The organism is Rhizobium sp. BK312 (assembly GCF_014193605.1).
Lineage (GTDB): Bacteria > Pseudomonadota > Alphaproteobacteria > Rhizobiales > Rhizobiaceae > Rhizobium.
Genome location: NZ_JACHZP010000003.1, coordinates 418,491 through 431,797 on the forward strand (window position 1 = coordinate 418,491; position 13,307 = coordinate 431,797).

At 59.7% G+C, this 13,307-nt stretch carries 11 protein-coding genes; 3 read left to right on the forward strand and 8 right to left on the reverse strand.

Annotated elements, in window-relative coordinates; all coding sequences use genetic code 11:
- Positions 1-341: 341 nt before the first annotated feature.
- Positions 342-1,199 carry a hypothetical protein gene (locus tag FHT85_RS10645; RefSeq protein WP_112412331.1) on the forward strand — a complete coding sequence of 286 codons (858 nt, stop codon included), beginning with the start codon at positions 342-344 and terminating at the stop codon, positions 1,197-1,199.
- Between the two features lie 9 nt (positions 1,200-1,208).
- On the opposite strand, the gene FHT85_RS10650 is transcribed toward FHT85_RS10645, so the two are convergent.
- From FHT85_RS10650 to FHT85_RS10680, 7 genes are all read right to left on the reverse strand, one after another.
- Positions 1,209-1,364, reverse strand: a complete 156-nt coding sequence (locus tag FHT85_RS10650; protein WP_183710616.1) for a hypothetical protein — start codon at positions 1,362-1,364, stop codon at positions 1,209-1,211.
- A gap of 60 nt (positions 1,365-1,424) precedes the next feature.
- Positions 1,425-1,616 (reverse strand): hypothetical protein, encoded by a 192-nt coding sequence (locus FHT85_RS10655; RefSeq protein WP_041677312.1) that lies wholly within the window; start codon positions 1,614-1,616, stop codon positions 1,425-1,427.
- A gap of 140 nt (positions 1,617-1,756) precedes the next feature.
- Positions 1,757-2,644 (reverse strand): uracil-DNA glycosylase family protein, encoded by an 888-nt coding sequence (locus tag FHT85_RS10660; protein WP_112412330.1) that lies wholly within the window; start codon positions 2,642-2,644, stop codon positions 1,757-1,759.
- A gap of 54 nt (positions 2,645-2,698) precedes the next feature.
- Positions 2,699-3,988: an Hsp70 family protein gene (locus tag FHT85_RS10665; RefSeq protein WP_112412329.1), complete on the reverse strand. Its 1,290-nt coding sequence runs from the start codon at positions 3,986-3,988 to the stop codon at positions 2,699-2,701.
- Positions 3,989-4,205: 217 nt separating this feature from the next.
- Positions 4,206-7,325, reverse strand: a complete 3,120-nt coding sequence (locus FHT85_RS10670; protein ID WP_112412328.1) for an efflux RND transporter permease subunit — start codon at positions 7,323-7,325, stop codon at positions 4,206-4,208.
- On the reverse strand, positions 7,322-8,557 hold the full coding sequence (locus FHT85_RS10675) for an efflux RND transporter periplasmic adaptor subunit (RefSeq protein WP_112412327.1): 1,236 nt from the start codon (positions 8,555-8,557) through the stop codon (positions 7,322-7,324). The genes FHT85_RS10670 and FHT85_RS10675 overlap by 4 nt, the downstream gene beginning before the upstream one ends.
- Positions 8,558-8,981: 424 nt before the next feature.
- On the reverse strand, positions 8,982-9,770 hold the full coding sequence (locus tag FHT85_RS10680; RefSeq protein WP_112412326.1) for an SDR family oxidoreductase: 789 nt from the start codon (positions 9,768-9,770) through the stop codon (positions 8,982-8,984).
- Between the two features lie 291 nt (positions 9,771-10,061).
- On the opposite strand from FHT85_RS10680, the gene FHT85_RS10685 reads away from it, so the two are divergent.
- Positions 10,062-11,726 carry an electron transfer flavoprotein-ubiquinone oxidoreductase gene (locus FHT85_RS10685; protein WP_112412325.1) on the forward strand — a complete coding sequence of 555 codons (1,665 nt, stop codon included), beginning with the start codon at positions 10,062-10,064 and terminating at the stop codon, positions 11,724-11,726.
- A gap of 6 nt (positions 11,727-11,732) precedes the next feature.
- Entirely contained in the window at positions 11,733-12,260 is a 528-nt protein-coding gene (locus FHT85_RS10690; RefSeq protein WP_112412324.1) for a GNAT family N-acetyltransferase, read from the forward strand.
- Positions 12,261-12,344: 84 nt separating this feature from the next.
- Here FHT85_RS10690 and FHT85_RS10695 read toward each other — a convergent pair whose 3' ends face one another.
- Entirely contained in the window at positions 12,345-13,259 is a 915-nt protein-coding gene (locus FHT85_RS10695) for a DMT family transporter (RefSeq protein ID WP_112335726.1), read from the reverse strand.
- Between the last annotated feature and the right edge of the window lie 48 nt (positions 13,260-13,307).

Genomic DNA, 13,307 nt, shown 5'->3' on the forward strand with positions numbered 1-13,307 from the left:
TTATGGCACGGTAAGTATTTGCTCAATGTGCCGCTCCCGTTTCAGCTATTCGAATGAAAAACAGAAAATCTGAAGCTGCATTTGCAGGTCAACAGTAGAATTGCTAACATAATGTTTAGGTTAAACATCATGGTTCCATTACCGTTAAATGTTGACCGTTACGGTAAGGAAACGATAATTTAAAGTAAATTATCGTTTAACCTCTTGCGATATCGGCAAGCTTGCATAACTATAGCATGCTATTAGATATCGGAATTATGATCGATTCCGGCAAGTTTGTTCATAAAAATGAAACATCAACTTTCTGCTGCTTTTTAAGAAGGGCGCCCAGGGAGGCCCGATTGAGTTTTCCCATCGAGCAACTTGCTCGCCATCCCAAGTTCGTAGCGTCCTTGCGCTTTCTCTCCGAGACATTGCGTAACCGTTACGACAACGGTCCGAGGATTGCGCGTATGCTCGCCTCACATCAGCGCTGGCTGCTAAGCCAATCCGCCTATGCGCTCCATCTTGAACATGATCCGGAGCATCCCCGCTCCGGGCTGACTGTCGTCGCGCTGCGTGACCTCATCACTCATTATCGCATTGCCAGCCGCAATACGGTCTTGAGTTTTATCGAGGAGTTGTTGACCTATCGCTTTCTGGAGTTGGCACCTGGGCCGGCTCGCCGCCCGCGGCGTTACGTGCCGACTGAAACCGCCTATTCGGGAATGTTCGGTTGGTATCTCGCCAATTTGGCGGCGCTCGATCTGATTGACGACGGCAGCCGCGCAGCCGCGCTAGTTGCCTCACCCATGCTCCTGGACCTAGCGCAGCCGCGTATGGCGCGCACCTGCCTGGCAGCCGATCTTTGGCGCGAACCGCCGGAGAGTGTCGGTCTGTTTCTTTGGACGGAATCCGGAGGTCTGGTCATCGATTACATCATGTCGAGGCTCGAACTCGACGGGAAGGCGGGCGATCGGATCGATATCGGTCACGTCGATGCGCGCGCTTTGGCGACCCATTTCATGATATCGCGAACGCATCTGCAACGTATTTTGCGCAAGTCGGCTGATCGCGGCGATGTCGGCTGGTATGAATCCAAGAAGACCCAGATGTGGATCTCGCGCAATTTTCTCGATCAATATTGCGGTTGGCAGGCCATAAAATTGGCGGCGGTCGATGAGGCCTTTGCCTGGGCGCAATCACCCTCCCGAGGCTGATCCCGATCCTTAAAGTGGGATGCTGGCTGCCGCACTTCGTGCGTGGAAGGTGCCGTCTTTGCTGACGTTGCGCGCACGCTCGAATTCTTCGGCGGCGCGAACCGCCGCGCCGATATGGCCGACGGAATCGAACAGGGCGATGAATGGACGCAAACCCGAAGACATGGTGTCGTTCCTGATACTCAAACTTTTTTGCTGGATTGCTGGCCTAGTCGCGCCTGTCGGTTAGCAGGCGCGGAAATCGGCGAAGATCGTCGTCGGGCGGCTCACACGAGCCGACAGCCCGGTGCCTCGCGCGGTCATCTGCTCATTGGCAGCGATGCCGAGGTTGCGATGTCCATTTGACGCGCGCACAGGCTCCAGCGCGCGGCGCAGGGTATCAAACCCGCAGTGGATAGGACGAAAACGTGCAGTCATGGCCTTGGTTCCTTTCGAGATTCCTCCCAAGACACCAGCATATATTGCAATGCAACATTGATTCCGCAATGCACAACAGAGGAGGACTGCCATGCGAAAAATGCATGACCATGATCATGTTTCGTTAGTAATTGGGAGAATCAGCCTAATATTTCAGCGGTGATATAATTCTTGAAGGTAAGAAGATCGCTCCAGGCTAGCCGCTTGTTGACCGGCGCGGTCAGTAATTCCTGGGGATGAAGGCTGGCGATGGCCGGTATTGTTCGACCGGAAACGCTTATTTCCCGCCACTCTCCACGCAATCCATGGATGGTTTCAGTACTTCCGAAAAAGTGCCGGGCGGTGAAATTGCCAAGCAGAAGTACCGCCTTGGGCTCGGCCAGAGCAATCTGCCTTTCTATGAACGGACGGCATATCTCGATTTCGGGTGGGGAAGGGGCTCGGTTGCCCGGCGGCCGCCACGGAATGACGTTGGTCAGCAGGATCTCATCGCGCTTCAGGCCGATGGCGGCAAGCATTCTGTCGAGCAACTGTCCCGCACGGCCGGCAAAGGGCGCCCCCTCACGATCGTCATCGGCGCTCGGCATCGGCCCGATTACCATGATGCGGCCCTCTGGTGTACCACTGGCAAAGATCGTCGAGCGTGCGCTGTTCTTGAGATTGCAGCCGTTGAAAGCTTCGAGTGCAGTTTTCAACTCGCCGAGTGACCGCGCGCTTTCGGCGGCGAATCGGGCCTGCTCTACAGCTTGCTCGTCAGGAATGGCGGGCGTCGCACGCGGCGGCGCTGCTGCGGGAGATGCCGCTGGCTTAGCTGCCGGGCGGCGCTCGGTTTGGGGCCGCGCCGCAGGTGCTGTAGCTTCAGGCCGAGGCTGCGCTGCCCGCGCGCCCTGTCTTGCCGCGCGCATGGCCTCGAATTCGGCAAACCGATCCACCGGCTGATCTTCCAGCAGCCAGTCGACTCCGGCATCCGCATGGAAATGCAGGAGGGCGGCAAGTTCGGTCGGTGTGAGGTCGCTGGCAGAAATCATGCGCGAACTCTATCCAAAGCGGTGCACGAACGAAAGGGCAGGGTGGGCGCTATGTCAGGCCGTCCACTGGGTGATATCGTCGCGCTCGCCGATCAAGGCCAAACCATGGGCGATGGACAGCAGTTCGCCGCCCGTCTCGATCCGCTCCTGGCCGAAGCGTTCCGTGAAGATGCGCCGAACGGCCGGCACGAAGGAGGTGCCTCCCGTCAGAAACACTTTGTCGATCGCATCGGGTGATGTGTTCGTCGTTGTCAGCACGTCGTCCAGTGCCCCTTCGATGCGGGCGAGATCGTCGGCGATCCAGCTTTCGAAGTCGGCGCGGCGAACGTGCTTGCGGCCGGCCTTGCCGAGCGGCGGGAAGTTAAATTCGGCCTCTTCCTCGCTCGAAAGCGCCATTTTCGTCGTCGATACGGCCTGATAGAGCGGATAGCCTTCGTCATGCTCGACGAGTTCGATGAAGGTCTCCAGCTTCTCCGGCTCCAGGCTGCTGCGCACCAGCGTCTTCAGGTCGGCATATTCGCGCGAGGTCTTGAAGATCGAGAGCTGGTTCCAGCGGCCGAAATTGGCGTAGTATGAGGTCGGCACTTCCAAAAGCTTGTCGAAGCTCTTGAAGAAGCTGCCCTTGCCGATGGCCGGTGAGACGACGTTGTCGATCATCCGGAAATCGAAATGATCGCCGGCGATGCCGACGCCTGAATGGCCGATCGGCGTCGCCGTCAGCTTTCCGCCGTGGGTTTCGAAGCGGATCAGCGAATAGTCGGTCGTGCCGCCGCCGAAGTCGGCCACCAGCACGGTCGCATCCTTCTTCAGGTGTTGGGCGAAGTAGAAGGCTGCCGCTACCGGTTCGTAGACGTAGTGGATTTCCGGAAAGCCGAACCGGGCGAGCGCGGCATTGTAGCGCTCCGTCGCAAGGGCAGGGTTCGGATTGGCGCCGGCAAAATGCACCGGCCGACCGGTAACGATGCGCGAAACATTCTCCGGCCATCCCTCTCCGGCATAGGCGCGCAGACGGCGCACGAAGATCTCCATCAGGTCTTCGAAGCTGTGGCGCTTGGCGAAGATCAGCGTGCCCTGGAAGAGGGCGCTCGCCGCAAAGGTCTTAATCGACTGCAGGAAGCGACAGTCACCGGGATTGTCGATGAACTGTTGGATGGCCGCGTGCCCGGCTTCGACCTTGAGTGCGGCCGCGCCCAATCCCGGATCCTTCATGAAAGAGAGCGCCGTACGCATGCTGTCCGCCGTGCCGGCAGCGCTGTTGAAGGCGACCGATTGTGTCGCGGGTCCATCGGCCATCGCCAGAACCGTATTCGTCGTGCCGAAGTCGAAACCAAGCGCCCGAGCCATGCCCGCACTCCCTTCCGTCCAAATTGTCTGGATTGGGGCCAAGCCCCTATGAGACGCTGACGCGCCCTGTCGCAAAGAGGGCGCGTCATGACATGGCTAAGCTTCAACTTCAAGCCGGGGTGATGCTTTTATTTTTGCCCGCAGCGACGTCAGCCGGCAGCCCTTCCGCACCCGGTTAACTGGCAAAAGAACGGGCGCCTTTTGGCGCCCGCTGACCTTATTCGGCGGCGATGGCCGCTGGCGGATCCTTGTGATGCGGGTCCGCCTCCTTGCGCTTGGTGAGACGGGCAAGGAAGTCGTTGAGGCGATTCATCTCCAGGAAGATGACGGGTGTGATGAACAGCGTGAGAAGCTGCGAGACCACCAGGCCGCCGACCACGGCGATACCGAGCGGCTGCCGGAGTTCGGAGCTCGCACCGCCGCCGACCGCGATCGGCAGGGCGCCGAGCAGCGCGCAGAAGGTCGTCATCATGATCGGGCGGAAGCGGCGCACGCAGGCCTCATGGATGGCCTCAGCGGGCGATATGCCTGTTGTCGAACGCAGCGTTTCCAGCGCGACGTCGATCATCATGATCGCATTCTTCTTCACGATGCCGATCAGCATCAGCAAGCCGATAAGCGCGATGATCGAGAGATCGAAGCCGAACACCTTCAAGGCGAGAAGGGCGCCGAGAGCAGCAGCCGGCAGGCCGGAAAGAATGGTCAGCGGATGGATGAAACTTTCATAAAGAACGCCAAGGACCACGTAGATCGTCAGCACGGCAGCCAGGATCAGGTAGGGCGTGCTGCCCTGCGACTGCTGGAAGATCTGTGCTGTACCGCCGTAGGACGTGAAGATGTCCGCCGGCATGTTGATGTCCTTCTTGATCTGATCGATCTTCGCCGTGGCATCGCCAAGCGCTTCGCCGGCCGGCAGGTTGAAGGAAACCGTCGTCGACACGAGCTGGCCCGTCTGGTTGATGGTGACCGGACCGGTGGTGCGCTGGACATGAGCGAAAGCGGACAGGGGAACCAGCGCGCCTTTTGATGAAGCAACGTGGATATCCTGGAGCCTTTGGTCGTCCCAGGGCTTGCTGGTGTCGAATTCGACCATAACGTCATAGCTGTCGCCCGTCGTCTGGATCTGTGCGGCGTCATAGCCGCCGAACGCTTCTTCCAGCGTGGTGCGCAGCTGATTGTTGTTGATTCCGTATTGTGCTGCCTTTTCGGTGTCGATGACGATGTTGGCCTGCAAAGCGTTGTTCTGCTCGTCCGAGGCGACGTCGGTAAAGCTCGGATCGCGGCGCATTGCATCCAGCATCTTGTTGGCCCAGAGGTTGGTCTGGTCGGCACTCAGCGCCTGGATAATGAGCTGATATTGGCTGGCGGTCTGCCGGCCGCCGAAGCGCAGGCTTTGCTGGGGCGTAATATAGGCCTTCAGGCCGGCGATGGTGCCGATGCTGGACCGCAATTCACGCAGCGTCTGATCGAGCGGTGCCCGCTGCTCTTTCGGCTTCAGCTGGACAAACATGGTGCCGTTGTTCAGCGGCTGGCGCACACTGCCGCCGACGATGGACATGACATGGTCGACGGCTGGGTTCTGCCTGACGAGTGCTGCGGCCTGGTTCTGTAGGTCGCGCATCGCCGGATAGGAGATGTCCTGACGCGCTTGGGTGGAAATCTGCAGGCGGCCGATATCCTCGGTCGGAAAGAAGCTGGCCGGCAGCACCATGAAGAGATAGACCGAAAGCGCGACCGAACCGAGGAAACTCAGGAGAACGAAACCGCGATTGCGCAGACACCAGGCGACGCCCTTGTCATAGCCGCGCTGCGTCCAGTCGAAGCCGCGGTTGAACAGGCGTACCGGATAGGGGGGCTGGTTATGGCCCGCCGAAAGACGCGAGCTGAGCATCGGCGTGACCGTGAGCGACACGACCGCTGAAGACACGATAGCGATGGCAACCACCATACCGAACTCGTTGAAGATACGGCCGACTACGCCGCCCATCAGCAGGATCGGGATGAACACCGCGATCAGCGAGATGGACATGGAAATGATGGTGTAGCTGACTTCGGCCGATCCCTTGATCGCCGCCTGCAGCACCGGCATCCCGTCTTCGACATGCCGCAATATGTTTTCCAGCATGACGATCGCGTCGTCCACCACAAGGCCGACGGCGAGCGTCAATCCCAGCAGTGATATGTTGTCGATGCTATAGCCGAGCACATACATCATGCCGAAGGTCGAAATCAGCGACAACGGCACGGCAAGGCCGGGGATGATCGTGGCCGTGACGTGACCGGTGAACAGATAGATTACCAGCACGACGAGGCCGATGGTCAGCATTAAGGTAAACTTGACGTCCTTGATCGCGTCGCGGATCGGCTGAGCCGAGTCGTTCATGATATGCGTCTGCACCGAAGCCGGAATTTCCGCATGGAGCTGCGGCAGCTTGGCGTTGATCGCATCGACCACATCGACCGTATTGGCGTCCGGCTGGCGCTGGATGGCGAGAATGATCGCCTGCTTGCCGTCATACCAGGAGCCGGCATTGATGTTCTGCACGCTGTCCTGAACGTTGGCGACATCGCTCAGATGGATCGGCGCGCCATTGGGATTGGCGATGACCAGCGACTTGAACTGCGCGGCATTGGTATTCTGCGTGTTGGCATTGAGCGTCATGCTCTGCTTGTTGTTCTGCAGAGTGCCGACCGGAACCTGGCTGTTGGCATTGACGATGGCGGTGTTGACGGTATCGATCCCGATACCGCGCGCCAAGAGCTTGTCCGGATCGACTTCGACACGCACGGCATAGGTCTGGGCACCATAGACGGTCACTTCGGCAACGCCCGGAAGCGTCGACAGCGACGGTGAAATGATATCTTCAGCAATTTCGTCCAGCTTGCTGCGCGGCATGGTATCGCTCTGCACAGCAAGCAGCATGATCGGTGCGTCGGCCGGATTCGTCTTCCTGTAGCCCGGCGGGGTCGTCAGATTGTTGGGCAATTGACGCGTCGCATTCGAGATCGCGGCCTGAACGTCGGCCGCGGCGGCATCGATACTGCGGTTGAGATCGAACTGCAGCACGATGCTCGTATTGCCGAGCGAGTTCGTGGCCGAGATTTCACTGATGCCGGGGATGGTCTCGAACTGCTTGATCAGCGGCGTGGAGACTGAAGTCGCCATTGTCTGCGGCGAAGCGCCGGTCAGCTGTGCCGAAACGTTGATGGTGGGAAAATCCACCTGGGGCAGGGCGGCAACGGGCAGCAGCTGATAGCCGGCGAGGCCGGCCATGACTACACCCAACGCCAGAAGTGTGGTCGCGACCGGCCGCTGGATACAGAATTGCGGGATCATTGCTGTGCTCCAACGGAAATCGTTTCGCTCTTCTGGCTCGATTGATCGTTGGCGGCGGCCACCTTTTCAGGCTTTTCGTCATTGAATTGCTCGACGACCGTCTGTCCGTCGATCAGCTGCACCTGTCCTTCAGTGACGACATGATCGCCTTCCAAAAGTCCCTTGGCGACTGCGGTGAAGCTGCCGTTCTGCCGTTCCACGGTGACGGGCGTCAAATGAACCTTGTTGTCCTTGACGACATAGGCATAGAAGCCATCCGGGCCGGGGCTGATCGCAACGGTCGGAGCGACGATCACGGGCTCGTTATCGGTCAGATGAACGACGACGTTGACCGATCTGCCAGGCCAGATCGCGCCATTGGCATTGTCGAACTTTGCCTTGACGAGGATGGTGCCGGAGGCGGTATCCACGGAATTGTCGAAGAAGCTGACTGCGCCCTGGCGGGATTTGCCCTTGCTCGAATTCGGAACGGTGCTGACCGGCACGGTACCGGCCTTCATCGCTTCCTCCAATTCCCGCAGCTGATTCTCCTGCATGTGGAATTGCACGTAGATCGGATTGTATTGCGTAATGGTCACGATGGCAGTACCCGGCGTCACATAGGCACCGGGGCTCGGAACGACATTGCCGAGACGTCCGTCATAAGGGGCGCGGATCTCAGTGTTTTCCAGGAGAACCTGATCGGACGCGAGCTGGGCCTTGTCGGCATTGACGTCGGCCGCCGCGGTATCGCGGGCCGCCACGGCCTGATCGACGGTCTGCTGCGTTCCGGCATTGTTGAGCAGGCTCTTGGCTCGGGTGAGCGCGGCTTCCGCCGCCACGAGTGTCGCCTGATCCTTGACTATGGTCGCCTGATCCTTGTCGACGGCGGCCTGCGCGGTTCGAGCATCGAGCTTGGCGATCAGGTCGCCGGCCTTCACCATCACGCCGTCCTGCGCTTCGATCGATGTAATGATGCCGGATTCCTGCGCGGCGATGGTCGTCGTATTCTGCGCAACAGCCGAGCCTGTTGCTGTAATATCGTTCGGCAGAGTTCTCTTCTCAACCGCGGCCGTCTTGACGACGGAAGACAGCGCCTTGTGCTTTTGATTGCCTGCCGCCTTTCCGGCATCTTTGGTTTCTGCGGAGGCTTGATCGACAAAGGCGGAAAGGAAAGGAATACGGTCGCGATAGCTCCATGCTGCAAGGGCTGCGACGACAAGAAGGCCGAGGGGAAGCCAAAGTTTTTTCATATTTAAAGAACCGGTCGGGGCTTGTTGCAGGAAGCGCGGTGACGGTGAAGTGTATCTGCTGCGCCGCACAACAAAGGCGCGCCTCGCTGCAGTTCATCACATAGCCGTCGCCGCTAACGTTCGGTAATTCTGTCCCTTTTTACGCGAATTCATGAACGCTGATGCCGTGCAATTTATCACAGTTCCGGAAGGCGAAAAATTAAAGCTTGGAAAGCTTTGGAATAGGTTCTGTTTGTGCAGTGCAGCAAACAGTCAAATGACTATTTTTTGATTGCCATTGCGTAATATTCGGCAGGAAAAACAGCCTGAGGCAGCATTTATACTCCGGAGACGTGCTGCAGCGTGTAAAGAAACGTCGCGCCGCTCACGGAATTGTGTTGTCAGGCCCTATTGCAAGGGCCTGCACTGTTCGCCGGTGGCGACCTCAAAGTGAGCGAGCAGCTCCCCCATCGCAGCGAACCATGGTGCCAGTGACGTAGCTTGCCGGTTGGCTGCAGAGGAATGCTGCCGTAGCGGCGAACTCCTCGACGCGTCCGTAGCGGCCGGCCGGGATGCGCTGCTGGCGTTCGGTGCTGACATCTTCCAGGCTCCTGCCTCCGCGCTTGGCCGTCGCGGTATCGAGCTCCGCCAGCCGGTCGGTCGCAATGCTGCCCGGCAGCAGCATGTTGACCGTGACGCCATGCGCGGCCACTTCGCTGGCCAGCGTCTTGCTCCAGCCGGCAAGCGCCGGGCGTAGCGTGTTGGAAAGCGCGAGATTGGGAATGGGCTCGATGACACCGGATGAGGCGACGGTGAGAATACGTCCCCAGCCTTGTGTTTTCATGCCTGGTAAGAGCGCATTGGTCAGGGTGATGATCCGTGACACCATCGAGATGAAATACGTCTCCAGCCGTTCGGCGGTCATATCTTCCGTCATCCCCGGAGTGGGGCCGCCGCTATTGTTGACGAGGATATCGATGCCGCCCAGCTTCTCTATGGCTGCCTTGGTGACGACATCCACGAAGTTCTCGTCATTGAGGTCGGCCCAGATCCAGTCTGCCCGACCCTTGCTTTCGGCATTGATGGCCTTGCAATTGTTCTCGAGCCTGTCGCCGCTTCGGCCACAGAGCAAGACATTCGCGCCCTCGCGGGCGAGCGCCACTGCAATGCCATGGCCCAGCCCCTTCGACGACGCGAGCACCAGTGCGCGCTTTCCGCCAATACCAAGATCCATCCTGATCACCCTTCATGCCATTCGGATTGTCTGATCGGCATTTATAGAGCCATCGGAGGACTATGGAAGGCGCACTTCGCAGGTGGTCGCAAATACTAGCGGAATATTGACGTTAACGTAAGAGTAATTTAACTTGTTTTACGTGTTGGGCGAATTGGGGGATTGCCTGTCGCTTCCCGGCTCGACAATCCCCTCCCATTTTGACAAGAGATAACCGAAACGGGGAAGACGCCCAAAGGGGATGAGGCCGTGGTCCGAGATCATCGGACGCCGGCCAAGCGGAGAAGATGAATGACAGACGCCAGCGAGCTGCCGGAACGCGAGAGCATGGAATTCGACGTTGTGATTGTCGGCGCAGGTCCCGCGGGCCTGTCGGCTGCGATCCGGCTGAAGCAGATCAATCCGGATCTGACCGTCGTCGTGCTCGAGAAGGGAGCCGAGGTCGGCGCGCATATCCTGTCGGGCGCCGTCGTCGATCCGATCGGCATCGACCGGCTGCTGCCGGGTTGGCGCGAGGAGGAGGGGCATCCCTTCAAGACCGAGGTGACATCGGACCACTTCCTGTTCTTAGGCCCCGCCGGCTCCGTCCGCCTGCCGAATTTTCTGATGCCGCCGCTGATGAACAATCACGGCAATTATATCGTATCGCTCGGTAACGTCTGTCGCTGGCTGGCCGAAAAGGCTGAAGCCCTCGGCGTCGAGATCTATCCCGGCTTTGCCGCGACCGAAGTGCTCTATAATGACGAGGGTACCGTCATCGGTGTCGCGACCGGCGACATGGGCATCGAGAAGAATGGCGAGCCCGGCCCGAATTATACGCGCGGCATGGCGCTCTTAGGCAAATATGTGCTGATCGGCGAAGGCGTGCGCGGCTCGCTCGCCAAGCAGCTCATTGCCAAGTTCGATCTGGCGCGGGATAGCGACGTGCCAAAGTTCGGCATCGGCATCAAGGAACTCTGGCAGGTCAAGCCGGAGAACCACAGACAAGGCCTCGTGCAGCACTCCTTCGGCTGGCCGCTCGGCATGAAGACCGGCGGCGGTTCGTTCCTCTATCATCTGGAGGACAATCTCGTCGCCGTCGGCTTCGTCGTGCACCTCAACTACAAGAACCCTTATCTCTATCCCTTTGAGGAGTTCCAGCGCTTCAAGACGCATCCGGCGATCCGCGGCACTTTCGAAGGCGGCAAGCGCATCTCCTATGGCGCCCGCGCCATCACGGAGGGCGGATACCAGTCGGTGCCGAAGCTCACCTTCCCCGGCGGCGCGCTGATCGGCTGCTCGGCCGGCTTCGTCAACGTGCCTCGCATCAAGGGCAGCCACAATGCGGTGCTATCGGGCATGCTGGCGGCCGACAAGATCGCCGAAGCGATCGCGGCCGGTCGCGGCAATGACGAAGTGATCGAGATCGAGAACGAATGGCGCCAGTCAGATATCGGCAAGGACCTGAAGCGCGTCCGGAACGTCAAGCCGCTCTGGTCGAAGTTCGGCACGGCGGTCGGCGTGGCGCTCGGCGGCCTCGACATGTGGACGAACCAGCTGTTCGGCTTCTCCTTCTTCGGCACGCTGAAGCATGGCAAGACGGATGCCGCCTCGCTGGAGCCTGCCGCCCAGCACCAGAAGATTGACTATCCGAAGCCGGATGGCGTCCTGACCTTCGACCGTCTCTCCTCGGTGTTCCTGTCGAACACCAACCACGAGGAAGATCAACCGGTGCATCTGCAGGTCAGGGACATGGCGTTGCAGGTGTCGTCGGAGCACGATGTCTTCGCCGGTCCGTCGACGCGCTACTGTCCGGCCGGCGTCTATGAATGGGTCGAAAAAGACGGCAAGGAAACCTTTGTCATCAACGCCCAGAACTGCGTCCACTGCAAGACCTGCGACATCAAGGACCCGAACCAGAACATCAACTGGGTTCCCCCGCAGGGCGGCGAGGGACCGGTCTATCCGAATATGTGAGATGCGATGACGGAGATCGAACAAGGCGCCTGGACGATCCGTTCGGCCAGGGACGACGAACTGCATCTGCTCGCTGCCATCGAGATCGATGCCTTCTGGGCTCTGCATGAGGCCGGCGCGGTCGCCTGCGAGCCGACGTCGCTGCCTCTCGACGTGTTGGAGCAATCCCTTGCGGAAGGCTTGCTGTTGGTTGCCGTCGACGATGAAGATCAGCCATTCGGCTTTCTGGCCGGCGTTATGAAAGATGGCTCGGTTCACATCGCCGAAGTCGATGTCGTCAGGCGTTGGCAGAAGCGAGGTGTGGGACGCCGGCTGATGGAGGCTGCGATTGAAGCGGCCAGGGCTCAAAATGCCGCAGGCGTCACTCTGACGACAGATCGGCAAGCGGCCTTCAACGCGCCGTTCTATGCCTCGATGGGGTTTCGCATACTGAATGACGATGACAGGCCGGCCGTTCTCACGCAGATCCTTGAGAATGAGATTGCCCACGGTGCCGATCCGGCGAGGCGTGTGGCCATGGCGCTTCGATTTTGACTCTTGTTTCGTAAATTGCAGGGGCAAATAGAAAGAGCGGCGCAGCACTTCGCTGAACCGCTCCATATCTCCGCAAGATGCGATTCAGTGCTGAATGGCCTTCCGAGCGAGCAGGCCTGTGGAAAGGGCAACGCCGATGCCGGTCACGATTGCGGCTGCAATGCCGGCCATTCCGATTTCCTCACCGAGCAGAAAGCCGCCGCCGATCGTGGCAAGAACGGGGGTGATGGCGGTGAAGGCTGCGGCCTGCGTGCCGCCGAGAGCCTGGACGGCAAGACCATAGGCAAGCGTGGCGGCAAGGCCGGAGAGCAGTCCCTGGCTGACGATCTGCAGGCCGATTTCCGGCAGAGGCACCGAGGCAAGCGAGCTGCCGAAGATGGCGGCCAGTGCGACGTGGATCAGGAACGACCAGACGGCGATTATGGCGCTCGACTGCACGGCGCTCAACCCGGAGCGGCGGAAGGCGTGGGTATAGGTTGCCCAGAGCAGGGCAGCAAGCGGCAGTAGCGTAAAGCCCTCCCAGGAAATCTGCACGCCATAGAGGCTGCGGGCAAGCAGGATGACGACGCCGGCGACGATGCCGCCAAGACCGAGCCAGCGCGTGATGTCGAGCCGTTCGCGGAACAAAGCCATACCGATCAGGGCTGCTGCCAGCGGCATGGAACCGCCGAGCAGAATGCCGGCCGACGATGCCGGCGTGAACTGGATGGCGAAGGTGGTGAGCTGGAAGAAGAGGGCGCCGGAGCCGCAGACCATCAGCGCCAGCAGCTTCAAAGGTACGCCCTTCGGCAGCAGGCCTGTCCGCCACCAGACGGGAGCCAGCACCAAGGCCGGCACGCCGTAGCGGATCAGGCCGAGATCGATGGTGCCCATCTGCGTTTCGGCTGTATGACGGGTGGCAAGAATCCAGTTTGCCCAGATCAGGACGGTCACGATGGCACCTGCATAGCCGACCATGGTGGGGGTTGCCTTGCGGGTGGAGAGAGACAAAGCGGTCATCGACATATCCTTTCCAACGATCCGGTTATCTTTCGAATGAAGAGAAGA